This window comes from Enterobacter sp. JBIWA003, assembly GCF_019968825.1.
Classification (GTDB): Bacteria; Pseudomonadota; Gammaproteobacteria; order Enterobacterales; family Enterobacteriaceae; genus Enterobacter; species Enterobacter quasiroggenkampii.
In genome coordinates, this window is sequence record NZ_CP074172.1 from 33,647 (window position 1) to 57,870 (window position 24,224).

General features: G+C 53.0%; 15 protein-coding genes. 11 read left to right on the forward strand and 4 right to left on the reverse strand.

Going from position 1 to position 24,224, the window contains the following annotated elements; genetic code table 11:
* Positions 1 to 10: 10 nt before the first annotated feature.
* Both KGP25_RS25795 and KGP25_RS25800 read left to right on the forward strand, forming a co-directional pair.
* Positions 11 to 1,051: a hypothetical protein gene (locus tag KGP25_RS25795; protein WP_223540763.1), complete on the forward strand. Its 1,041-nt coding sequence runs from the start codon at positions 11 to 13 to the stop codon at positions 1,049 to 1,051.
* Positions 1,038 to 1,289, forward strand: a complete 252-nt coding sequence (locus tag KGP25_RS25800; protein WP_223540625.1) for a hypothetical protein — start codon at positions 1,038 to 1,040, stop codon at positions 1,287 to 1,289. Before KGP25_RS25795 ends, KGP25_RS25800 begins: the two co-directional genes overlap by 14 nt.
* Positions 1,290 to 2,319: 1,030 nt before the next feature.
* On the opposite strand, the gene KGP25_RS25805 is transcribed toward KGP25_RS25800, so the two are convergent.
* Entirely contained in the window at positions 2,320 to 2,682 is a 363-nt protein-coding gene (locus tag KGP25_RS25805) for a helix-turn-helix transcriptional regulator (protein WP_348984754.1), read from the reverse strand.
* 131 nt (positions 2,683 to 2,813) lie between these two features.
* On the opposite strand from KGP25_RS25805, the gene KGP25_RS25810 reads away from it, so the two are divergent.
* The 9 genes from KGP25_RS25810 (at position 2,814) to KGP25_RS25855 (ending at position 20,004) form a co-directional block, all read left to right on the forward strand.
* On the forward strand, positions 2,814 to 5,918 hold the full coding sequence (locus KGP25_RS25810; protein WP_223540627.1) for a CHC2 zinc finger domain-containing protein: 3,105 nt from the start codon (positions 2,814 to 2,816) through the stop codon (positions 5,916 to 5,918).
* Positions 5,911 to 6,978 (forward strand): site-specific tyrosine recombinase XerC, encoded by a 1,068-nt coding sequence (xerC, locus tag KGP25_RS25815; RefSeq protein WP_223539164.1) that lies wholly within the window; start codon positions 5,911 to 5,913, stop codon positions 6,976 to 6,978. Before KGP25_RS25810 ends, xerC begins: the two co-directional genes overlap by 8 nt.
* 10 nt (positions 6,979 to 6,988) lie before the next feature.
* Positions 6,989 to 7,276, forward strand: coding sequence for a damage-inducible protein J (locus tag KGP25_RS25820; protein ID WP_223540710.1), 288 nt, complete (start codon positions 6,989 to 6,991; stop codon positions 7,274 to 7,276).
* Positions 7,273 to 7,578 (forward strand): type II toxin-antitoxin system RelE/ParE family toxin, encoded by a 306-nt coding sequence (locus KGP25_RS25825; protein ID WP_223540628.1) that lies wholly within the window; start codon positions 7,273 to 7,275, stop codon positions 7,576 to 7,578. The genes KGP25_RS25820 and KGP25_RS25825 overlap by 4 nt, the downstream gene beginning before the upstream one ends.
* A 117-nt stretch (positions 7,579 to 7,695) precedes the next feature.
* Positions 7,696 to 8,556: an adhesin gene (locus tag KGP25_RS25830; RefSeq protein WP_223540764.1), complete on the forward strand. Its 861-nt coding sequence runs from the start codon at positions 7,696 to 7,698 to the stop codon at positions 8,554 to 8,556.
* A gap of 832 nt (positions 8,557 to 9,388) precedes the next feature.
* Positions 9,389 to 10,617 (forward strand): IS3-like element ISEc36 family transposase gene (locus KGP25_RS25835; protein WP_223540765.1). Its coding sequence is split into 2 segments (ribosomal slippage): positions 9,389 to 9,704 and positions 9,704 to 10,617, totalling 1,230 coding nucleotides; the frame shifts between segments, so codons are not numbered across the junction.
* 6 nt (positions 10,618 to 10,623) lie between these two features.
* Positions 10,624 to 10,974 carry a conjugal transfer relaxosome DNA-binding protein TraM gene (traM, locus tag KGP25_RS25840; protein WP_223540770.1) on the forward strand — a complete coding sequence of 117 codons (351 nt, stop codon included), beginning with the start codon at positions 10,624 to 10,626 and terminating at the stop codon, positions 10,972 to 10,974.
* Between the two features lie 362 nt (positions 10,975 to 11,336).
* Complete coding sequence (locus KGP25_RS25850; protein ID WP_223540767.1) at positions 11,337 to 19,634, forward strand: hemagglutinin repeat-containing protein; 8,298 nt, start codon at positions 11,337 to 11,339, stop codon at positions 19,632 to 19,634.
* A gap of 67 nt (positions 19,635 to 19,701) precedes the next feature.
* Positions 19,702 to 20,004 (forward strand): hypothetical protein, encoded by a 303-nt coding sequence (locus tag KGP25_RS25855; RefSeq protein ID WP_223540768.1) that lies wholly within the window; start codon positions 19,702 to 19,704, stop codon positions 20,002 to 20,004.
* A 361-nt stretch (positions 20,005 to 20,365) separates the two neighbouring features.
* Here KGP25_RS25855 and KGP25_RS25860 read toward each other — a convergent pair whose 3' ends face one another.
* Genes KGP25_RS25860 through KGP25_RS25870 form a run of 3 tightly spaced genes read right to left on the reverse strand, consistent with a single transcriptional unit; the run spans position 20,366 to position 24,206 of the window.
* Complete coding sequence (locus KGP25_RS25860; protein WP_223540771.1) at positions 20,366 to 20,596, reverse strand: type II toxin-antitoxin system RelE/ParE family toxin; 231 nt, start codon at positions 20,594 to 20,596, stop codon at positions 20,366 to 20,368.
* Positions 20,597 to 20,632: 36 nt separating this feature from the next.
* Positions 20,633 to 23,602 carry a Tn3 family transposase gene (locus tag KGP25_RS25865; RefSeq protein WP_223540660.1) on the reverse strand — a complete coding sequence of 990 codons (2,970 nt, stop codon included), beginning with the start codon at positions 23,600 to 23,602 and terminating at the stop codon, positions 20,633 to 20,635.
* Positions 23,589 to 24,206 carry a recombinase family protein gene (locus KGP25_RS25870; protein ID WP_223540659.1) on the reverse strand — a complete coding sequence of 206 codons (618 nt, stop codon included), beginning with the start codon at positions 24,204 to 24,206 and terminating at the stop codon, positions 23,589 to 23,591. The genes KGP25_RS25865 and KGP25_RS25870 overlap by 14 nt, the downstream gene beginning before the upstream one ends.
* Between the last annotated feature and the right edge of the window lie 18 nt (positions 24,207 to 24,224).

Below are 24,224 nucleotides of genomic sequence, written 5' to 3' on the forward strand. Positions count from 1 at the left end.
ATGATGCTGTATGCCAAAAAAGCTGACACGTCTGATGAGCCTGTTACTGTGCCTGGTGATCTTCACCGGGGCGGTAGCGTGTTCGGGCGAAAAAGGCGCGTCGGGGCAAAAAGTCGGCGGGCAGGAAGTACAGCAGGCAAAAGCGGCTGTAACTCACGGAAAGGAGAGGGAAAAAACGTGTTCATCGCAGCAATGTGTACCGGAACGAGTTGTTGTTGAGAATAACTTCCTCGGTGCCACATCCTCAGACAAACTCGACAAAGCCATTGAGAAAATCAGGAACGGCGATAAATCACTGGAAGCGGCTAATGACCTGCTGAAATTAGAAAATGCCGATAAACGCAGTGATGCTCTGGTATCCAAATTCACCAAAGATCCTTCAGAAATGACCAGCACAGAGCGTGCTGAACTGGCCGGGTATCTGCGTGTTTATGCCTCTGAAATGGAAAATACTTACGGGCCAGCGGTAGCACAGCAACTGGTTACAGGTCTGCTCTCTGGTCAGGATTACATGAAACGAGATCCTGACTCCGAAGCCATGTCTAAAGCCCAGAGCATCATGAACACCTGGGGTTATCATAAATCCAACGCCAGTATTGGTGATGCGCCTGTAATGTTCGGAGGCAGCGTGCTGGGACTTACAGTGAAAGGTATGGCAGCTAATGCCGCAATTGGTGTTGGAGTTAACTCTGCCGCTCAGTTTGCAGGAAAAGACCCCTTCAGTTATGTGGATGCGATAATGGCTGGCGTAACAGCAGCAGCGACAACAGGAAAAGGTATTATCGTCTCGACCCCTATCAATATGGGTGGTGCTGCAATAGGGAGTGGGATTAAAGGAGAAGACCCGACGAATTCGGTTATTGGGGCTGGCTTCGGGAGTGTGGTCGGTGGCGCTGCAGGTAAAGTAATTACTGATAAAGCAGCTGGTATCGTTAAAGATACTACAGCAGATTTAACTGGTACGGTTGGTGGTTCTGCTATAAGCGAAGTATTCGGTAATGGAACAAAAGAGTTGCTTGATCAAGCAGGTAAGCAAGATGAGAAAAAATAATCTAACTCAGTTTTTAATATTTGTTGGGTGTAATATTTTCATCTTTATAATAATAGTCTTTTTAGGTCGTTTACTAGCGACTGTTTTTGTTTTTCTCAAAATCGGTTCATTTTTATTTGACTGGAAAGAGACCGTTTTTATCTCGCTAGAAAAAGGAGTAGCTATAGGTTTTACTCTTGGATTAGGCTTGTGGATAAAAGCAAGGCTGCAAGAGCGTCAGAGCAGTAAAAAAAACTGAAAACTGCCAACCAAAATCTTTGCAGTGATCTCCGAATGATGCCAGACATAATTTATGGTGTTATGTTGAACAGTTTGAGGTGGTTTGCCTGTAGGTGAATGAAAATAATAATATAATTAAAATTACCTTCTCCCGGTAATACCTGAACCCATCCCGGCAGGCTATTTCACAATAGCCTGCTTCTCACCTCAAAATCCCCACACCCGTCGCAAGATTGCATCTTGCATGATTATTGTTTAAATTCAAATGGTTATCTGGAAAATGTTATGGTAATTTTAACGCCGGATAATGAAACAGAGTCGCCGACGACTCTACATAGACTCTGATTAGAGTACACTCTGGAGTCTGATTAGAGTATGCCCACATGTAGCAAGGCTTTAAGTAGAGTGTACTCTAGAGTGCACTCTGATTTTTACAGGGAGTAGAGTCGTCATTTTTTAGACAGTGAATCCCATAAATATTATTGACGACTCTAATCCGACTCTACGAAAAAGGTGAATAATATTCGTATAAATAAATCTCAAAAATCCTTTAAATAATAATTTTACAGTAAGGTGTTATTTATACTTCAGGATAATGACAGCGTGAATCTGCAGTTGATAAATTTTCCATTGCGAGGCTTAAATCAACTCAGCGCTATTTGGTGTAACTCATGGAAATAATAAAAGGCAGTAATGAAATTTAATGCAACTTAACGAAAGTTCCCTGATATGGTTTTTCGTTACATTATCTGACAGAGACACGTTACAGACTGTATACAGCTGCACGCCAAAGGGGAATCCTTTAAATTTCCCTGACGCCTCGCGTTGCTCGTTGTCCAACGCTTCACACCGCCAGATTAAAATCTGTCAGTGTTCGTCGTTTTTATTATTGGATATCAGATGTAGCAGGGGAGGGATAAACAGCGGAAGGATCATACTGATGCAGAAGGTTTAAACGTATTGTTTTTATTACTGTATTAAAAATAAAAAAAGGCTCCCCAAACCATGCACTGATCGCGCATAGTTATTTTTTTATTAACTGTCGGTCTTCAGATCTTTTTAACTGTCGCTTTGCCTACTCTGGCAACAGCTTGCGTGACCTGACTCTTTACAATCATTGCATCCAGTACCGCTTTGGCGATCTCCCTGTCTTCATCAGACATTGCCGCAACGGCTTCAAACCGAAGCTTCATGTCATCTTCTGGCTCACGTTCCCCCGGCTCAAACAGGAGAAAATCAGAGGTGACATGTAAAACAATCGCCAGCTTCTTGAGGGCGTCAGCAGTAGGTAAAGAGCTACCAGCTTCATAGCGCTTTATCTGCTGGACATGAATGCCTGTGGCATCGGACAGTCCCTGCTGTGTCAATCCTCGCTGCTTACGCAGTGCAACGATGCGTTGGGAAAAGCTCATGGTAGTAAACCAGTGATGAATGTTACCCATGATACTAACCCCTCCTGTTGAGCTGACTTGACGTAAGTATATTATAGTGTACTGTAAAAGTATATTGTATATATCTTGACGCATTTTACAGGAGTACGCTTATGGCCCGCATCCCGGTGCATGAACTGGATGAGCTGAAACGCCACGTCTCGTTGCTCACACTGGCCCAGTCGCAGGGCCATAAGCTGAAAAAACATGGGGCAGACAGCTACGTCTGCCTGTGCCCGTTCCATGACGAGAAAACGCCGTCCTGCGTGATCACCCCGGCAAAGGGGCTGTACCACTGCTTCGGCTGCGGGGCCAAAGGCTCGGTTATCGACTGGCAGATGAGCACCACCGGGCAGGGGCTTCGGGAGGCGGTGGCGTTCCTGAAAGCCCGGCTGGCGGGGACTGACGGTAACGCTTCTTCCTTAGCTGTCCCGTCTGTGGAGCCAAAAGCGACGCCAGCGCGTCAGCTGCTCGTCGATCTGGACGTGGACGGTCAGGCACTGTTGCGTCAGGTAACGGACTTCTATCACCGCAATCTGCTGGACAGCCCGGAAGCGCAGGCATGGCTGGCGCACCGTGGCCTGACGCATCCCGAACTGGTGAGTCACTTCCGGCTGGGGTTCGCGGGTACGCACGGTATCAGCGGCGATACGGGGCTGTTGCCTTCAACGACGAGCAAAGAGGGCCGTCGTCTGCGGGAACGTCTGGCCGCGCTGGGTGTGTTGCGTGAGCAGACCCGACAGGATCACTTCCGTGGCTGCGTGACAATGCCTGTAGAGGGATGGTCTGAATCTGCCATCGTGGCGCACCGTGGCAGAATGCTGCAAGTGTACGGACGGCGAACAATGGCCGATAACCAGATCAAGAAAGGATCTTCGCGTCACCTGTATCTGCCGTCGCCGCTGTGTGGCGTATGGAACGAAGCGGCGATGCGGGGTTCCTCAGACATCATCCTGTGTGAATCCCTGATCGACGCGATGACCTTCTGGTGTGCCGGGCTGCGCAACGTCACCACGGCTTACGGGGTGAACGGCTTCACCCCCGACCACCTGACGGCCCTGCGCTACCACGGCGTGAAGCGGGTGCTTATCGCGTATGACCGTGACGAGGCGGGCGACCGTGGCGCAGAGCGTGTGGCAACTGAACTGCTGGCATGTGGGCTGGAGGCGTGGCGGGTGCCGTTCCCGGCGGGGATGGATGCGAATGAATATGCGCTGAAAAGCGGCAGCCCGGAGTCGGCGCTGGGTCTGGCCCTGCAGCAGGCGAAGTGGCTGGGGCAGGGCAGTGGCCCCGGCGTGGTGTTCAGCCATGAATCCCCGCCATCGTCAGAGGTGGCAGGGACACCGGACAACGGCCCTTCCTTAGCCGTCCCGGCCTCCGCACCGTCAGCGAGCACGACAGGCACTGTGGCGCACGAGGTGAGCGCGTCCGGTGACCTGCTGCTGACCTGCGGTCCGCGCGTGTGGCGGGTACGTGGCTGGCAGAAACAGCGTCAGCCGGAGGTGATGAAAGTTAACGTGCAGGTGCGCGACAGCCTGAGCGGGGCGGTCCATGTGGACAGCCTGGATATGTACCATGCCCGGAGCCGGCAGAACTACGTCAGCACGGCGGCAACAGAGCTGGCCTGTGAGCAATCGGTTATCAAACGCGAATGCGGCCGCCTGCTGCTGTTGCTGGAGCAGAAACAGGACGAGGCGCGACAGTCTGAAGCCACCGACAACAGGACCGCCATCACGATGAACGCTGACGATGAAGCGGCGGCGCTGGCACTCCTGAAATCCCCGGACCTTGCGGCGCGTATCACCGATGACCTGGCGGCCTGCGGTGTGGTGGGTGAGTCCACCAATCTGCTGACCGGGTATCTTGCGGCGGTATCGCGCAAGCTGGATAAACCGCTGGCAGTACTTATCCAGTCCTCGTCGGCGGCGGGGAAGTCTTCGCTGATGGATGCGGTGCTGGGGCTGATGCCGGATGAAGAACGGGTGCAGTACAGCGCGATGACGGGCCAGAGCCTGTACTACCTGGGTGAAACCTCGCTGCAACACAAGATACTGGCCATCGCCGAGGAAGAAGGTGTGCGGCAGGCGGCGTATGCGCTGAAGCTGCTGCAGTCAGACGGGTCGCTGACCATCGCCAGCACGGGGAAGAACGAGCAGAGCGGCGAACTGGTGACGCGGGAATACAGCGTTCAGGGTCCGGTGATGCTGATGCTGACGACCACGGCCATCGACGTGGACGAAGAGCTGCTGAACCGCTGCCTGGTGCTGACGGTGAACGAGAGCCGGGAGCAGACGCAGGCGATACACGCGATGCAGCGCCACGGGCAGACGCTGGAGGGTCTGCTGGCGCAGAGTGAGAAACAGTACCTGACGACCCTGCATCAGAACGCCCAGCGGCTGCTGCGGCCGCTGAAAGTAGTGAACCCGTATGCGCACCAGTTAACGTTCCTCAGCGACAAAACCCGCACCCGGCGCGACCATATGAAATACCTGACGCTGATACAGGCGGTGGCGCTGCTGCACCAGTACCAGCGGGAGGTGAAACGTGCGACCCATCGCGGGCAGGTCATCGAGTATACCGAGGTGACAAAAGCCGATATCGCGCTGGCAACCCGGCTGGCGCACGAGGTGCTGGGCCGGACGCTGGATGAAATGCCGCCACAGACGCGCAAACTGCTGTTGCTGATACAGGCGATGGTCAGGGAGATGGCGGGTCGTCAGCAGTGTCTGCCGGGCGAGGTTCGCTTCACCCGCCGTGATATCCGGGCCAGTACCGGGTGGAGCGACAGCCAGCTTAAAAACCACTGTGTGCGCCTGGTGGAAATGGAATACCTGCTGCTGCACGGCGGGAGTCGGGGCCACCTGCTGCACTACGAGCTGCTGTGGGACGGCGACAACACACAGGCCCCGCACCTGTGCGGTCTGCCGGATGTGGGCGAGCTGATAAACGCGGCCTCAAAAACAGAGGGCAGCGAGCGCAAGTCTGCCTCTGATGGCGTAAGGTCTGGTTCAGGTCAGGGTCAGGTCTGCCCGTTGTCTGGTACAGAGCAGACAGCTCCAGGCCTCACGGTGCAAGGCCCGGAGCCACAACCGGACGGGCTGAACGAAAACGCAGTAAAGAGTGATAACCCGCAAGCGCCGCATCACACTACTGCCCCCCATCATCACAGCGATAATCACCACAACAGCGCCTTCGCAGCGGCGGTAACGCATGGCTAACCGAAAACGGCGTGGCAGTCTGCTGACGGTCGATGACGTGTACCGTCAGCCTGTCGGCCCGGCCTCAGACCCGAAGAGCCTGTACGCGCTGCTGCTGCGGTTCGTGGCGTGGCGGCGGGAGCGCAACTGGTCAGAGACGACGCTGAAGGTGCAGACGCACCACAGCTACCGGTTCGTCCAGTGGGCGGCAGAGCGCGGGCTGCACCATCCGGCAGAGGTGACGCGTCCGGTGCTGGAACGCTACCAGCGCCACCTGTACCAGTACCGCAAGCGCAACGGCGAGCCGCTGACCACCCGGACCCAGCGCACGGCGGTGCAGCCCATCCAGGTGTGGTTCCGCTGGATGACGCAGCAGAACCTGATACTGGCGAACCCGGCGGCCGACCTTGAGCTGCCGAGGCTGGAAAAACGCCTGCCGCGCTATATCCTGAGCGTGGACGAGGTGGAGCAGGTGCTGGCGCTGCCTGACCTGAGCACGCCCGGCGGCATCCGTGACCGTGCGCTGATGGAGGTGCTGTGGTCAACGGGCATACGGCGCAGCGAAGCCGCAGGGCTTGAGGTGTTCAGCGTGGATGCAAACCGCCGCATCCTGACCATCGTTCAGGGCAAGGGAAAGCAGGACAGGGTGGTGCCGGTGGGCGAGCGTGCGCTGTGGTGGGTGCAGCGTTACCTGCACCACGTCCGGCCACAGTTACTGGTTAACCCGCACTGTAAGGCGCTGTTCGTGGCCCTTGATGGTGTGGAGGGGCTGACGCCCAACGGGATCACTAACATCGTCAGCCACCATATGAGAGCCTCCGGGCTGGTTGCGCAGGGAAGCTGTCACCTGTTCCGGCACGCGATGGCGACCCAGATGCTGGAAAACGGCGCAGATCTGCGGTGGATACAGGCGATGCTGGGCCATGTCAGCGTGGAATCGACGCAGATATACACGCAGGTGTCGGTGCGGGCGTTACAGGCGGTTCATGCCTCAACCCATCCGGCAGAGCGGGAAGCACGAATCCTGGATGACAACCTTGAGGACAATCATCATAATGACAACACAACTGACACCACGTGAGGTTATGGCGATGAGCAGCACTATCCACTTCCGAATCGACGAAGAAACCAAACGCCTGGCGATGCAGGCCGCAGAGCGCCAGCAGATGAGCCTTACAGAGCTGATGCGCCAGCGGGCCGAAGAGCTGGCCGCAGAAGAACGTCGCCATCAGAGCAGCGAGCATGAAGGCTGGCTGGAAACACAGATAGCCCAGGCGTTCAGCCGCCATGATGCAGGTGAAGGCGAGTACATCAGCAACGATGAAATGGAAAAGCGAATGAAGGCGCTGAAACAACAGGCCACGCGGGGTACGCTGTGACGGTCAGGGTTGAATGGGAAAAACGCGCACAGACTGACAGAGAAAACATCTTCCTGTACCTGAATCGGGAAGCCGGCGCACTGGTCGCCATCGCAGCCGATGAACGGCTGGCAGGCATGGCGGCTATCCTTGCGGAAAACCCGCTTGCCGGGGTGAAAGCCGGACGCTCAGAGAAGCAGCGTAAACTGGTGGTGCCGCACTTCCCGTTCATCATCGTGTATGTGGCAGAAAGCGCTCGTGTGCGCATCCTGCGTGTACTTCACACCTCCCGCAAAATAGCCGGACAATACAGCCAGAGCTGAGGTCCGCAGAGGCCTCTCCGGCCTTATCCCATCTATACCCGTATAATCCCGCTAACTCCCTGAACAGAAAATAAAAACGGCATAACTCATTAAAACAAAGATGGGTTATGATGCTGTATGCCAAAAAAGCTGACACGTCTGATGAGCCTGTTACTGTGCCTGGTGATCTTCACCGGGGCGGTAGCGTGTTCGGGCGAAAAAGGCGCGTCGGGGCAAAAAGTCGGCGGGCAGGAAGTACAGCAGGCAAAAGCGGCTGTAACTCACGGAAAGGAGAGGGAAAAAACGTGTTCATCGCAGCAATGTGTACCGGAACGAGTTGTTGTTGAGAATAACGCGCTCAGCTTCGGTGATGGTTTTGAAAGCAATGCTGCGGCGGCTACATCATGGAACAAGTACGCGGTGGACAATAATCTGACACCGGAACAAAAGCAGGCCGGGCTGGATAAGATAGCGAAAGGTGATATGCCGGACAGCACCAATATCACGAAAGTGATCGTGGATGGCTACCAGGATGGTGTGATGATTGCCGGGGCATGGTATCTGGGGCCTGCTGCGTCAGCAGGTAAAGTTCTTGGTGGCGGGCTTCTTGGACTGGCGGCCAATAGTGGTTATCAGGTCTATGATTTAAACCAGCCGCAGAATGCGAATAAGTCGTGGGACTATCTGGGAAGCGCGACCTCATTTACAACAGGCATGATGGCTCCCGGTCGTGGTGTCCTTGCGAACACAGGTATCGCAATGGGGGGGGCATTCTTTACTGATGGTCCAAATACAGTGTCACTGGCCGGGGCTGGTATTGGTGCCGGACTTGGGGGCGCAATAGGTAAATACGCACCATTTATAGTAACTAAAACTATTGGAAACGATCCTATTCCGAGTACTGCGTATGACTTTATTGGAGGGGTCACATCTGAATTTACAAATGGCTTTATTAAGGATTTAAATAATCCACCTCAAAAAAACGAGGGCGCTAAATAATGAAAGGTGTATTGGCATACATTATTTTATTTATTTACTCTTCTCTTTTTGTGTTTTTTTTGCTGATAGCAGTTGGCGGCGTAATTTCAATCATGCATTATCTGTCCAATGGTGTGTTTTATTACCCTGTAAATCAGGTGTGGCGCGCTATTGTTTTTGGGGGTATATGTGGTGGAGCGATAACCTTAGTGACTTTGCTGTATAAAATAATAGACAAAGTTAATACTAGTAAAAGACCACCGTCTAATCCTAAGTTATAAACTAGAATCCCGCCCTTTCGCTGGCGGGATTTTTTGCTCACTAATTACTGAATCCATCCCGGCAGGTTATTTTACGATAGCCTGCTTCTCACCTCAAAATCCCCACACACCTCGCAAGATTGCATCTTGCCTGGTTTTTCTTTGAAATCATGCTGTTATAGTTTTTTTAAGACTGCAAAGTCATTTTGCATCATTGATGCATAGAGTATATATATACTCTATGCAGAGTATAATTAGAGTATATATATACTCTTTTTATACTATACATTTAAAATCAATTATATAGATAGAGTGCACTCTAGAGTATACTCTGGTTTTTCGAGGGGGGGTGTACTCGTTACTATACTCTGCAAAAATAAATTATATACTCTGAACATACTATGGATAATTTTCCGAATTTATATTTTAATAAGATTCTAAATCTGTAAGGAAAAGCAAAGAATGCCACGGATACAAACATTTGTCAGTAATCAGGTCAGGGTAGACTGGCCCCATGAATCTCCAGACAGTTGGTATCACTTAAGTTAGTGATAGTCTTAATACTAGTTTTTAGACTAGTCGTTGGAGTCCGAATGATTGATGTTTTAGGTCCAGAGAAGCGCAGACGGCGAAGTGTTCAGGAAAAAATCGCCATTGTTCAGCAGAGTTTTGAGCCCGGAATGACCGTGTCGCTGGTCGCCCGTCAGCATGGCGTTGCTGCCAGTCAGCTGTTCCTGTGGCGTAAGCAGTATCAGGAAGGCATCCTTACAGCCGTTGCCGCAGGAGAACAGGTTGTGCCCGCGTCGGAGCTGGCATCTGCGATGAAGCAAATTAAAGAGCTGCAGCGCCTGTTGGGCAAGAAAACCATGGAAAACGAGCTGCTAAAAGAAGCCGTTGAATATGGCCGACAAAAAAAGTGGATAGCGCACGTGCCCTTGTTGCCGGAGGATGGCGAATAAGCCTTGTCAGTCGTTGCCTCCGGGTCTCACGTGCGCAACTGCATGCCATGGCCCGTCGGTCGAAGGACTGGCAGGATCGTCGGTGCAAGCGCAAGCCTGATGATACTGACGCGCTGGCCCGTATCCATACCGTTATCGGCGATCTGCCCACCTATGGTTATCGTCGGGTATGGGCACTGCTGCGCAGACAATCAGAAACTGACGACATGGCAGTGATCAATGCCAAACGCGTATACCGCATCATGCGTCAGAATGCGCTGCTGCTTGAGCGTAAACCGGAAATACCGCCATCGAAGCGGGCGCATACAGGGAAAGTGGCCGTTGGAGAAAGTAACCAGCGGTGGTGCTCTGACGGCTTCGAGTTCAGCTGTGATAACGGTGAAAAACTGCGGGTCACGTTCGCGCTGGACTGTTGCGATCGCGAGGCACTTTACTGGGCGGCCAGTAACGGTGGATATGACAGTGAAACCGTGCAGGACGTCATGCTGGGTGCCGTGGAGCGTCGCTTCGGTAACAGCCTGCCGACATCCCCAGTTGAGTGGCTGACAGACAACGGTTCAGCCTACCGTTCTTATCAGACGCGTCAGTTCGCCAGAATGGTAGGACTGGAGCCTAAACATACGGCGGTACGTAGCCCGGAAAGCAACGGGATGGCAGAGAGCTTCGTGAAAACGATGAAGCGCGATTACATCAGCATCATGCCGAAACCCGACGGGTTAACAGCGGTAAAGAACCTCGCGGAGGCCTTCGAACATTACAACGAATGGCATTCGCATAGTGCACTGGGGTATCGTTCGCCACGGGAATATCTGCGGCGGCGAACCAGTAATGGGTTAAGTGATAAAAAGTGTATGGAAATATAGGGGCCAATCCACAGGGAAGAAATAGATGCGATTATTACTGAGCGCAGGCAGGAAGGAGCAACGGAGACTGATGCAACAGTTTCGTCAATAACTTCCATGTTAGTAGAGCTAGGGCTCAGAGTTTATCGTATTCAGAGAGAAAGGAAGGAAGGCGGTTTTAACCAGATGGAGTACAACAAGGTTATGCTGGACAGTTTGGTTAGAGTCAGGGCTATGTGTAGTGAAATTATGAGAATGAATATGCTTAGTGAGGAGTCTGTAGCTAGTGGTAAATTTGACGGACAAACTATTAAGCTATTTATTGATAAGGTTGCTAAAGAAAATGTTGGAATTTTCTTTCCGGATGATGAAGGTTAAGGTTAATAGAATGGAAAGTCCATTGTCAGTTATTGACGGTGGCATTCGCGCTGAAAGCGCTGGTCAGGAGCGAGATGTATCTGGAGGGCATCAGGGAAGGGGCTTTCCGGTATGACGCCTCGGGCAGACCTGTGGGCATGGTCACGGAGGAGGAAGCGCTGACAGCAGAGGTAAAGCGAATATACCTGAGGCAAAGAAGGCTCCAGCGCCGATATCTATGGCGATAACTACTCCATCAATGGATTCAATATCGGCGTGGGCTATCGTTTCTGATTTTTTTAGCACGCCCTCACGGGCGTGTTTTCCCCTGGATGATTTTCTGACCGCCTGTTGCGGACAACGGATGACTGTGAGTTACGGCAATGAATAAACTTTTCTATCGTATCGTTTTTAACAAAGCGCGCGGCATGTTGATGGTTGTCGCTGACATTACACGCTCCCATCGTGCTGGTGTTTCACCGTCATCCGGCTCGGACAGCAAACCAGGCGCGAAGCTTACCGCCACTCTGGCCCCGCTGACCTTTGGTCTGTTGCTCGCGTTTGCGCAGATTACACCTGCGATGGCAGGAATTGTGGCTGATAAAAGCGCACCAGGAAACCAGCAACCCCAGGTGATAAACAGCGCCAGCGGTATTCCACAGGTCGATATCCAGGCACCAAGTGCTGCCGGTGTCTCTCGTAACACTTACAGCCAGTTTGATGTGGACAAAGCAGGGGCAATCCTGAATAACAGTCACAAGAATATCAATACCAATCTGGCCGGGATGGTGGCAGGCAACCCGAATCTGGTGAAAGGGGAAGCCAAAGTTATCCTCAATGAGGTCAACTCGCGTGACCCGAGTAAGCTCAATGGCTACATCGAAGTGGCCGGGAAAAAAGCCCAGGTGGTCATTGCTAACCCTTCCGGCATCAGCTGCGATGGCTGTGGGTTTATTAATGCCAACCGCTCAACCCTGACAACGGGGAAACCGCAGTTCAGTAACGGAGATTTGACGGGATATCAGGTGAAGGGTGGCAATATCACCATTACCGGCGGCGGCCTCAATTCCGACGAAAGTGACTACACCGATATTATTGCGCGCAGCTTCAATGTGAACGCGGCAATCCGGGCCAGGGATTTGAAAGTGACAACCGGTCGTAATCTGGTGGATGCAGCGCATCAGACTATAACCAGACTCACCGATGACGGCAGCAGCAAGCCGGGGATGGCACTCGATGTCTCCGCGCTGGGTGGAATGTACGCGGGGAAAATTCGTTTAATTGGCACTGAACAGGGGGTCGGTGTCCATAACGCAGGGGAAATTGGCGCGACAGCAGGCAGCGTGGTGCTGACTGCTGACGGGCGAATTGAGAACAACGGGAAAATCAGCAGCCGCGCTGATATGCAAATCTCCAGCAGCGGCGATATTACGAACAGCGGTAAGCTGCACAGCAAAGGGCAACTGACGCTTAGCAGTGACGGCTCGTTAACCAACAGCGGAACGATGGCGGGGAGCAGCTCACTGACCGTCCATGCTAAAATGCTCACCAGCACGAAGGAGAGTCTGATTGCCGCCGGTGTGGATGATAGTGGCAACCTTACACAACCGGGTGATCTCACTCTCACCACTACCGGCCAGCTCAGCGCCCACGGACAGAATCTGGCGGGCGGCAACATTAATGCGACAGGAAACGGTATTGATCTCAGTAGCAGCCAGACTGCAGGAATATCCGTGTCACTGGATGCGCAGGGTGGTCCCCTCTCCACAGCCGGTGCCACTGTTGATGCCCGGAAAGCGCTTACGGCGCGAACGACATCTGTATTTAACAATGACAGCGGCTCACTGACGGCTGAAAAACTGACGCTGTCAGCGCACGATATCAGCAACCGCAGGGGCACTCTCATCCAGGTCGGCGAGGATGACCTGACGCTCAATCCGGCAGGTCAGCTTGATAACCAGGGCGGGCATATCCGCAGCAACAGTAAAAATTTGACGCTAAGTGCGATGGCCCTGAATAACCAGTCCGGGGAAATTACCCATGCAGGTAAGGGCAGACTGAGCCTGTCGGCACAGCAGAGCATTGACAACAGCGCGGGTACCGTCCAGTCCGTAGGTGATATTGGGATCACCTCCGCACACATTAACAATGCTGGCGGCACGCTGGCAGGGGCCGGAGCGGCTTCCCTCAATGCCACCTCAGCCAATAACCAGTCAGGCAGTATTGGCGCTGGCGGTGATATCCAACTGCTGCTGAGTGGGGCACTGGATAACCGGCAGGGTAAAATTGCCAGCAGCGGCAGCCTGAATATTACGGGCACAAACTTATTGAATCAGTCAGGTATTCTCGGTGCGGGCGGTCTTTTCACCCTGAAGGCCAGCAGCCTGAATAACCAGTCGGGTAAAATCAAAGCCGGTGACTCCCTGACGTTTTCGCTGAACAACACCCTGGATAACAGTGAGGGCGGAATCATCGGCACCGATGGTGATATGCATCTTTCCTCCCTGACGTTATTGAATAACCAGGGGCAGTTGCTGTCCAACGGCAACGGGAATATTGCTGCCACGGTGGTGAATAACCACGCCGGGAAAATTGCAGTGCAGTCCGTGCTGGATTTGCAGGCCGACACACTGAAAAATGACCGTGGCGGTCTGCTTCAGAGTGGTGGCGATATGGCGATTACCGTCAAGAACATCAGCAATACGGGCACTGTTGATGAAGGGGGGATCAGCACCAATGGCAATCTGAACATAACGTCGTCCTCACTCGATAACACCGCAGGTTTGCTGCTCGCCGGTCAAAGACTCTCGCTGCTGAACTCGCTGCTGACCAATCAGAGCGGGCAGGTTGTGGCACAGGGAGCTGTCAGTCTCTCTACCACAAGCGACCTGAACAACCAGAACGGGCTTGTGCAGGGGAACGGCGTTACCCTGGATATGCAGGGTCATGCACTGAATAATCAGAGTGGTACACTCTACAGTCTGGCTGCACTGAAACTTAACGCTGCGGATGTGAATAACCAGGGCGGTACGCTGGGCGCAGGCTCAAACAGCACTGTCACCGCAAATGCGCTGGATAACCGCAACGGTGGGCGCATTGTCGCGCAGCAGAATGCGCACCTCAATACACAGTCACTACAGAATCAGCAGGGGCAAATTCAGAGTGCCGGGGATTTGTGGCTGAAGATTGTCACGCTGCTCAATAACCAAAATGGTCTGCTTCGCAGTGGAGCGACGACGACGCTTGTGGCACAGCAACTGGATAACAGCACAACACAAGGTGACAACAAGGGAATCGAAGGTCAGACGGTTAACATCACCAGTGACAGGCTGAATAACCAGAGTGGCAGCCTGCTGGCAAATGACAGTATGAAATTGACCATTGCGGGGCAACTGGATAACAGTGACGGCCTGATGTCCGCAGGCAAAATGCTCGCGATGGAGGGGACTGCTCTGCAACTGACCAACACGAACGGTACCGCCAGCGCTGGCTCCCTGCTTTCTCTCAATGCCCTGAACCTGACCGGCGACGGGCAGTTGCTTTCAACCGGCGATATGTCTGTTAACAGTCAGCAGGGATTCAGCAACCAGGGCACCCTGATTGCCAACCACAACCTGTCGCTGACAACCTCCGGTGATCTCATCAATAGCGGGCAACTGCTGGCCGGGAATATCCTGAATGTTCACGGCAGGAGCCTGAGCAACCAGCAGTCCGGGGAAATCAACGGCGGTACCGATCGGTTATATTTCACCGACAGCATCACCAACTACGGCCTGATTGATGGTGGCCTGACCTGGCTTGAATCCCGAACCCTGAACAATACGGGAACCGGACGCATTTACGGCGACAGCGTTGGAGTGAATGTCACCACCTTCAACAACATGGTCGCAGATGGCGTTGCGCCGGTGCTTGCAGGGCGCGCGCAGGTGAATGTTGGCGCACAGACGATCAACAACTATGAACACGCGCTGATTTACAGCGACGGCACGCTGGCGGTGGGTGGTGCACTGGCCGTCGATGGCACCGTCACCGGGCGTGCGGATACCATCAACAATCACAGCGCCACGCTTGAATCCGCTGGCGATATGCTACTGAACGTCAATAAGCTCAACAACATCAACGATCATTTTGCGACAGAGGTGGTGACCGTATCGGTGATTGATAAACTGCTGTATCAGTGGAAAGGCACGATGTATGACACGGTGGACTACAACATCCATCTCGACAAAATTGAAACCTGGATTATCTGTATCGAAGGGGTGACCTGCCGCAGTACGAACAATGGTGATAACTTCAACGAGTACCGTTACACCGAAACCACCCAGGAAACGCAGGTCAAAGAGAGCGATCCGGCGAAAATTCTCGCGGGGGGGAATCTGACCATCAACGCTGACTCTGTTTACAACGAAAACAGCCAGATAGTCGCGGGGGGTACGCTGGCGGTGAATGCAGCGACAGTGGACAACGAGCAGGCAGAAGGCCAGCGCATCATCACTGACAACGGCACACTGAAGCACTACTGGCGCGACAGTCATAAAGGAGGGGATTCCCCAGGGATCGATACCTCTAAGTACACTCCACCGGCGATCATTCAGACGATTTCGCTCAATCCGGGACGCATGGACGGCAACAGCAGCTTCAGCGGGAGCGGCGAAAACATTGATGCTCAGGGGAACCGGAATACGGATGTTAATACCGGTGGCGCAGGCAGTGCTGACACCGGTGTTAACGGCAGTGATAAAACTCCTGTGGCACCACAGCCAGGAACCCAGTTTGATGTGACGCCAGAAGGTGGCGATGGCAGTACGGTGATCCGCACTGTCACCCCTGACACCCGTTTGCCGGACAACAGCCTGTTTAACGTGATCACGGATAACAACAGCAGCTATCTGATCCAGACTGACCCGCGCTTTACCAGTAATAAAAAGTGGCTCGGCAGCGATTATATGCAGGACAGGCTGGGCATTGATCAGACCATGAAACGTCTGGGCGATGGCTACTATGAGCAACGCCTGGTGCGTGAACAGATTATTGCCCTGTCCGGCATGCGCTATCTTGATGGCTTCAGCAATGATGAAGACGAATACAAGGCGCTGATGGATAACGGCCTGGCCTTTAACGATCAGTATCAACTCAGTCCTTGCGTGGCACTGACGGCGGAGCAGATGGCGAAACTCACCAAACCTATCGTCTGGCTGGTAAACACCACAATCGCCATGCCGGATGGTTCACGCCAGACAGTGCTTGTGCCGCAGGTTTATGCCCCTGTTAAAGCGGGCGATCTCAATGCCAGTGGCGCACTGATGTCCGGCGGGAATATCGCCATGAACCTGACAGGTGATCTGAACAACAGTGGTGTGATCGGCGGGCGTAAAGCCACGGTGATCACCGCTGAAAATATCCTTAATAACGCGGGAAGCATTCAGGGGGCTGATGTCAGCCTGAGTGCCCGCAACGATATCACCAGCATCGGCGGCACCCTTCAGGGGCTGGATTCTCTGGTGGCGAATGCCGGGCGGGACATTAACATCACGACAACGACCCGCAGCACAAGCAGCAGCAATACAACCAGCCAGTTCAGCCGTACCACGCTGGATAAGGTCGCCAGCATTGCCGTACTGAATGATAACAGTACACTGGTGATTAACGCCGGACGCGATGCAAATCTGACGGCGGCGCAGGTAGTAAATGCCGGAAACGAGAGTCAGATGCTGATTGCAGCCGGGCGGAATGTCAACCTTAACACCGTCACCACCGCCAGCCAGGATAATGTGGCGTGGGATAAAGACAACACCCTGCATCAGGCCAACAGTAATGAAATTGGGACTCAAATAGCCAGCAATGGCAGTGTCTCACTGGCTGCAGGCCAGGATATCAACGCCCGTGCGGTCAGTATCAATGCAAGCGATGCGCTGGCCCTGGCGGCAGGCCATGACATTAATATCGTCAGTGGCACTAACCACGATGAAGTGGACGAGAGCCATAAGAAAAACGTCAATGGTGGCCTGCTTTCCCACAGTACGGTTGCGACCCGTGATGCGTTTAGCAGGGATACGGCAGCCGCAAGCACCCTTAGCGCGAATACCATCACCGTAAAAGCCGGTCATGACATTCTGGTGCGTGGCAGTGATGCTGCCGCCACAGGTGATATCGCCATGCAGGCGGGTCGTAATCTGACAATAACCAGCGCGGAAGAGACCAGCCGGGAATGGCACATGAAGAAAACGACCAAATCCGGGCTGCTGAGTTCGGGTGGCATGGGCTTTACCGTGGGCACACTCAAAGAAACTACTGAAAATGACAGTCAGGTACGTGGCAACCGTCAATCCATGGTAGGGAGCCTGCAGGGGGACACACTCCTTCTGGCAGGAAATGATTACCGACAGACAGGAAGCACCGTCTCCGCTCCAGCGGGAAATGTGCTGATTCAGGGGAAAAACGTCACCATCGAAGCGGCGCAGAATACCTGGGATTCACAGTACAGGCACACTGTTGAGCAAAGTGGATTTACACTTGCCGTGAATGTACCGGCGCTCCAGGCTCTGCAGGTGGCAGCCAGTGCAGTGAAGAAGGTCGGTAAGAGTGGCGATGACCGTATCAATATGCTGGCGGCGGCGAATGCTGCCTGGGACAGTGCTGGTGCTGCTAACACGATGATGGACGGTGCGAAAGCCGTCATGGAAAACGGTGCGCAGGGGGCGGCGCAGAACGTCAGTGTTTCCCTGACCTACGGTAAAAGCAAGCAGACCAATACCGAAACCATCAACAGCACCACCGCGCAGGCAAGTAAAATCAACGCCGGTAAGAATGCCGTGATTGTGGCGACAGGCGGTGAGCATTCGGATATCAACATTATAGGTTCGGATATAGCCGGAAAACAGGGGACGACCCTGTTTGCGGATAACGACATCAATATCGTTGCTGCAAAACAAGAACGCCATGACCATACGGACGACCACTCCAGCGGCTGGAATGCGGGTGTGGCTGTCAGCTATGGTCAGAGCGGTGCGGCATTTGGGGTCACCGCTGGCGGGCAGTATGGCGTGGGGAACGGTCAGGGGGATGAGGTCACCTGGCGTAACAGCCATGTCGGAGACGCCGGGGGGCTGACCAGCATAACCAGCGGCGGGGATACTACGCTGCGTGGTGGGCAGATTATGGGCCAGGGTGTGCAGATAACCGCAGACAATCTTAACATTGAGAGCCTGCAGGATACGATGAAGTATCAGGGCAAGCAGATGGACATGAGCGGTCAGGTCACCATGGGTTACGGTTTCTCGGCGTCCGGCAGTTTCAATATGGCTGAGGTGAATGCGGATTATGCCTCGGTACAGGAGCAGTCCGGTATTTTTGCCGGAGATAATGGCTACCAGATTAACGTCAACAATCATACTGACCTCAAAGGTGGGATTATCACCTCGAACGATATTGCTGAGCGCATGGGTAAAAACCAGCTCAGTACCGGAACGCTGACGGCGAGTGATATTGAAAACCACTCTGAATTTGAAGGGAAAGGCGTCGGGCTCAGTGGGGGGATTAGCGTTGCCAGCAACGGTGAGAATGGCAACAACTCCGGTAAGACGCTGGTTGGCAAAAATATGTCAGGAGGTATTGGTTACGACCATGGCAGTGAAGGTTCAGTGACACACAGTGGGATCAATACCGGCAATATCGTTATCACCCGGGCAGATGAACAGCAGGCACTGACGGGGAAAACTGTGGCGGAAACTATTGATGCTATAAGGACGGATGTCAGTACGGAGACGGCGGCGGCGAACTCAGGCAAACTAGACAATAACTTTGATAAAGACGGTGTATTCAAAGAGCTTCATCTGCAGGTCAGTGTGACCAAAGAGTTCAGGGACAATGCCAACAAACAGATAGACAGCTATATCGACAGCAAACAGGCCAGCGCCCGTGCCGACCTGAAGAAGGCGATGGATGAAAATGATCCCGTTGCCCGTGATAAGGCACTGGATGAAATCTACAAGCTTCAGTACCAGAAACGTTTCCTGGAGACGCTGGTTGGTGTTGTAGCGGGAACTCCGGGCGTGGCGATTACGCAGGGAACACTGGCGACGGCGGCCACGGCGATGCGTGAAGAAAGTGTTAAAAACTCATTTATATTTAAAGGTGCTGTTGATAAAGATGGACGAGTTATCAGTAACGTTTCTGGGGAAAGTGATGGATTGTATGATGGTATAAAAATTGGGGGGGTGAGAGTGGGGCTTGACTTTGTATGTGGTAAGGGTAACGGGAGGTGCAAAAAAGATATTAATGGTAACTTGGTGTTCGATGCTCAGGGCCATGTTCAATACACAGGTGATGACAAGCATCCAACATTTGACTCATTATTAGCAGACAAGAATATGTCTGGTGGCTTATATGGCCCAACAGGTGGTTTTCAGGGAGGTGCGGGAAGTATGGGGCCAATACCTTATAACCCAGGTTCATTTTTCGACGACTTAGTCGAGAGTTATGCTGGCACTCATGATTTGATTGGTGGACAACTCCCGGGCTTTTACGATAATACAGGAAACACTGCTCGTGGGCGTAGCGAACTTGAAAATATAGCAGCTAACACTTGGACGGTAGCAGCAATACCAATTGCTACACCATTTGCAATGAGTGAACTGGTATCCCCTGAGTTACTGCAGTTTATTTTCTCCGCAGGCAAATAGCGAGGATTTCATGATAAAAGAATTGCTCGTCGCTATAAGTATACATTCTCTGACTGGATGTGTTGTTATGAATATGGATTCATCCGATTATGATTATGTTCCTTACATAAAAACATTTCAGAAAAATAATACAATAGGAGATACGAATATTGAGCAAAGAAAGCGTGATTTATACTCATGCGGAGTAGATAAAAGCACAAATCTTGATGATGGAACCTGGAGTAGAGGTGGTTCAAATCCTAATGAAACATTGCAGCAATCAGTATCAAGAGCTGAAAAGCTTGAAAGTTGTATGAAAAGCAAAGGATATGTAGTTTATGGATTTGATGAATGTGGCCCACTGAAAGCACCAACTGGCCTTTGCAATTAGGTGCATGGAGATCCTGTGGGCGTTTGAATAATTTTCCCGCATTACTGGGGCTCTCCCGGCAACAATATAGTTAAGTCGTTCGCAGGGACACATGATTTCATCGGTAGTGAGTTACCTGGGTTTTATGATAGCAATGGGAATACAACCCGAGGAAGTGGTGATCTTCCCAACATCGCAGCAAGGTCGAGTCCGTCAAGGTGGTGTAAATTCAGCAACAGCCTTCCGGTCCGGTTATGGGCCTGTTATGCGCTGAGTGGCAGCGCTTCGAGAAAGCATTTCTAAGCAGCCTGTGCGGCTGCGAGGTAATTCGACGCCGGGATGCAGAACACGGGGTTCTACGCCGCAACCGCCGAAATTTCCGTCATCGAACAGGTGGCCATTGCCGGGCGGCATGAAGGACACGTAAAACCGTCAGAACTCCCTCTTCTGCTGTAGTCTGGTAGACCAGAATGTAATGAGGTCTGACCACTACTTCCCGGGTGCCTTTGACCCGGCCAGGTTTGTACATGTCAGGATTGCCACAGGCCCGCTCTGCCGCCGTCTCAAACTCATCATCCAGGTCGATTGCTGCCTGCGGGTTATCCTGGCTGATATAGGGGTTCCGTGGTCATTTCTGCAATAACACCCGCTAAGGAAAAATGAAGTTCTTTGGATTGAATCGCTTAGTGCGAACTGGCCTGTACCGTTCAAGGGGACGGTCAATTTCGTTCCACAGGTAATCTCCGGTGAGAGATATATGACCCCACGGTAGTGGCGCCACGCTGGACAACAGCTCTTCCGGTATGATGATCCCCTGGCTGCGAACGTAATCAACAGCACGGCTGAGATAGACCGTGTTCCACAGGACTATTGCATTAACAACAAGGTTGAGGCCAGATGCCCTGTAAGCCATAGCCTCGGCAGCTCTGTTACGAAGCTCGCCAAGTTGGTGAAGAAAAATGGCGCGGGCAAGGGCATGGCGGCTTTCGCCTTTGTTGAGAATGGCATGTGATCTGCGACGTAAGCGGGTATCAAGCAACCAGTCACAAATAAAGATAGAGCGTTCAATGCGTCCCATTTCTCGCAAAGCCTGGTTGAGCCGGTTTTGTCTGGGAGACGCTGCCAGCTTTTTCAGTATCACTGATGGAGGCACCAGACCTGCGCCGATCGAAGCCTTTAGCCGCAGCACCTCATCCCAGTGTTGCTCTATAACATCCATCCTGGCTCTTCCGGCAATCAGAGCATCAAGTGGCCTGTATTCCTCCGAGGGAGTAATGACGTACAGTCTGCGACTACCCAAATTGCGAATGCGGGGAATGAGCCTGTAACCAAAGGAGTGAAACATCGAAAATGTTGTTTCAGTCGCACCGGCAGTATCGGTGGCATGTTCATGAATTTCCACTGAACTTTCGTTGTGAAGCAAACCATCGAGTACGTAAGGTGCTTCACTCTCAGAGGCCTGGATCATTCTGGAGAAAAAGGACGCAAACCGGTTCGACAGAAAGCCATAAATCGACGCTCCTGGCCGCTTGCCGTATTTTGCATTGTATTCAAGGCTGGCTTCACCACGTCCGCCGGCAGGGAAAAACTGCCCGTCCGAGGATGATACATGGCCATCCCCCCAGATAGCGGCAAAAGGATGTTCCTGCTGGGCATCGACCAGTACCGAGGTTGCAGCTGCATAGGTTTCAGCGCGTAAATGACGATCCACCATTACCATCATCTGGTGAATGGTGACACCACGTGAACTCTGTGCCATTCGTTCAGCTCCGGCATTAGTCGCATCAGCAAGGATCGCTGCCATGAGCGACGCTTCGTCTTCAGCCTGTTCTCCGGTGCGATAATGGGTGAAACAATCAAGAAAATTAGTCCAGCTATGGACTTCAGCGAGCAGGCTGGTGATCCTGACCCGGGGAACCAGCATGTAAAGCTTTCGGCTGAGTGTGGTAATCCTGTCGCTATCCTCCTCGCGGATTGGTGAAACGGACAGCCCTCTGTCAGAAAGCTCTGCATCAGGTATGGCATTATCAGCGGCGGCTTTTGCCAGCGCTTTTAGTTTTGTATCTAGAGTGGCGGTACGCTCCGCCCTCCATTCCGAAAAATTATCCGGAATGGCAAGTCCGAGCCGTGATTCTGTACGCATCTGGTCGAAAACATGGCGTGGTAGAAGATAATCCTCAAAACTGCGCCAGGCCCTGCTGCCATCAACCCATATGTCTCCGGTTTTCAGCCGCTCCCGCAGATGAACGAATACGGCAACCTCCCATGCCTGAAAATCTGTATTTCCCGCCCCCGGACTGACTCGCCGCAGCCATTTACGGGACATAAAATCGAGCGGTACCTTCGAGGGAAGTTTTCGACCGCGGTAGAGTGCCAGAAGATGATCCACAGCCAGCAGAACCGGCTCATCCGCGCGAAACGCCCTGAAAGAAAAAGTACTGAAAATAAGCCGCCCCAGCTTACGTAATGATTTTTGTCTTCCGATAAGCTCGTCAAATTCGGTATTACGATGGGGTGATGCGACAGAAGCCGCAGCAGCCATACTGGCGATCAAACCTTCCCAGCCAAGTGATGCCGTTATCGCTGATGCAAAATCAGTCTTGCCGTCACGGGCATCCAGAAGCGCCTGACCCAGCTTTATATGAACCAGAGCCACGACTTCAAGCACTTCTGCGGCTTTCAGTCGACGCTCCTTCTGGCTTATCTCTGCCTTGCGCCTCGTGCTGCCAATCAATTTGCAGAACATATCAATAGCCAGATCGGTAATTATCGCCTGTTTTTCGATGACGAAGGCTGCCAGCGTGGCGCGGCGGCGTTCGGACGCCAGACGTTGTATCTCACGTGCATGTAAAACACGAGAATCGCGGGCAATAATACCGTAACGGTTTACATGGATCCTTTTGCGCTGCTCATCGGAGATTGCCGCTGCCCGTAATATCTCGAGCCGGCTAATCAGTCCTCTGAGATTCTTGAGTTTCACACCTTCCGGAGCTTCGGCTATCCAGCCAAGAAGGCTCCTTTCACCGGCTCGTTCGGTAAGTAGTTGCTCAAGTGCGGTGATAGATGAAGGCTCCAGATCCCTGATCAGCTCCCGGTAGGACAGCCGGCGGGCGGCTGCCCGCCCCGCCATTGCCAGGCGAACGAGTTGTGTCGGGACAGGGACCAGTAACTTTTTGTCCTTTAGCTTGTCGATAACCGCTCTGGTGATCGGTAGCCCCCGTTCGGTTGTTGCTGCCTCGCGTGCGGCCGCAAGAATGAGCATTCTGTAATCGCTGACCCGGACGGAACGAAGACCCAGGGCAGAGACAATTTCGCGGGCATGCTCCCGACGAGTCTCCTCGCGTTGGGCGTAAAGTGTAAAAACGGCTGGGTCAATATCCAGTTGCTCTGCAACAACAGCGATAACCGCCTCCGTAGGAACCTCTCCTGCACGTAGCGTACGACCGAGGTCGCGGATAAGTGCGAGCTGAACAGCAAAACCAAGGCGGTTATGAGACCGACGATGCGATCTGGCGAATGCAACATCTTCACAGGACAGTGCAAACCGGGAAAGCGCCTCCTCATAAACCTCAGGCAGCGCAAAAAGAGCATCATGCGATTTGGCGTCAAGAAAGGACATCGGCCTGGTCTGCCTTCAGATTGCAGGATCCTGGCCCGGTCCAGCCGATTCGCCGCAGCGTATCGATGAGTGTCGAGCGCGGTACCCTGAATGTGCGACACACTGACGCTTTACTGGCACCGGTTTCCAGAGCAGTGAGGATCTGCTCAACCTTTTCAGCATCTATCGTCGGTGGTCTTCCACCTTTTCGCCCCCGTCGGCGAGCTGCAGCCAGGCCCGCATTAACACGTTCAGCGATAAGCGTTCTTTCATATTCAGCGAGGGTGCCGAAAAGATTAAAGAGGAACGAGCCATGTGGCGTTGTTGTATCGATGGCTTCAGTCAATGACTTAAAGGCAACACCGCGGATTTTCAGGTCTTCTACAATTCGGATCAAATGTGAGAGTGAGCGACCAAGCCTATCAAGCTTCCAGACTATCAGGACGTCACCTTCTCGCACCTCTGCAAGGCAGGTCTTAAGTCCCGGGCGATCATCGCGCGCACCAGAGGCATGATCCTGATGTAAATGGCGGGGGTCAACTCCGGCAGCAATCAATGCATCACGCTGCAAAGCAACAGACTGACGTTCATCATTGCCTGATACTCGCATATAGCCAATCAACATGTGCGACAAACCTTAAAA

Excerpts from the sequence above, each read along its gene's own strand:
- KGP25_RS25850 (WP_223540767.1), top strand. The coding sequence starts at position 11,337 with ATGAATAAACTTTTCTATCGTATCGTTTTTAACAAAGCGCGCGGCATG.
- KGP25_RS25855 (WP_223540768.1), top strand. The coding sequence starts at position 19,702 with ATGAATATGGATTCATCCGATTATGATTATGTTCCTTACATAAAAACA.
- KGP25_RS25800 (WP_223540625.1), top strand. The coding sequence starts at position 1,038 with ATGAGAAAAAATAATCTAACTCAGTTTTTAATATTTGTTGGGTGTAAT.
- KGP25_RS25865 (WP_223540660.1), bottom strand. The coding sequence starts at position 23,602 with ATGTCCTTTCTTGACGCCAAATCGCATGATGCTCTTTTTGCGCTGCCT.
- KGP25_RS25810 (WP_223540627.1), top strand. The coding sequence starts at position 2,814 with ATGGCCCGCATCCCGGTGCATGAACTGGATGAGCTGAAACGCCACGTC.
- KGP25_RS25830 (WP_223540764.1), top strand. The coding sequence starts at position 7,696 with ATGCCAAAAAAGCTGACACGTCTGATGAGCCTGTTACTGTGCCTGGTG.
- KGP25_RS25795 (WP_223540763.1), top strand. The coding sequence starts at position 11 with ATGCCAAAAAAGCTGACACGTCTGATGAGCCTGTTACTGTGCCTGGTG.
- KGP25_RS25820 (WP_223540710.1), top strand. The coding sequence starts at position 6,989 with ATGAGCAGCACTATCCACTTCCGAATCGACGAAGAAACCAAACGCCTG.
- xerC (WP_223539164.1), top strand. The coding sequence starts at position 5,911 with ATGGCTAACCGAAAACGGCGTGGCAGTCTGCTGACGGTCGATGACGTG.
- KGP25_RS25805 (WP_348984754.1), bottom strand. The coding sequence starts at position 2,682 with ATGAGCTTTTCCCAACGCATCGTTGCACTGCGTAAGCAGCGAGGATTG.
- KGP25_RS25870 (WP_223540659.1), bottom strand. The coding sequence starts at position 24,206 with ATGTTGATTGGCTATATGCGAGTATCAGGCAATGATGAACGTCAGTCT.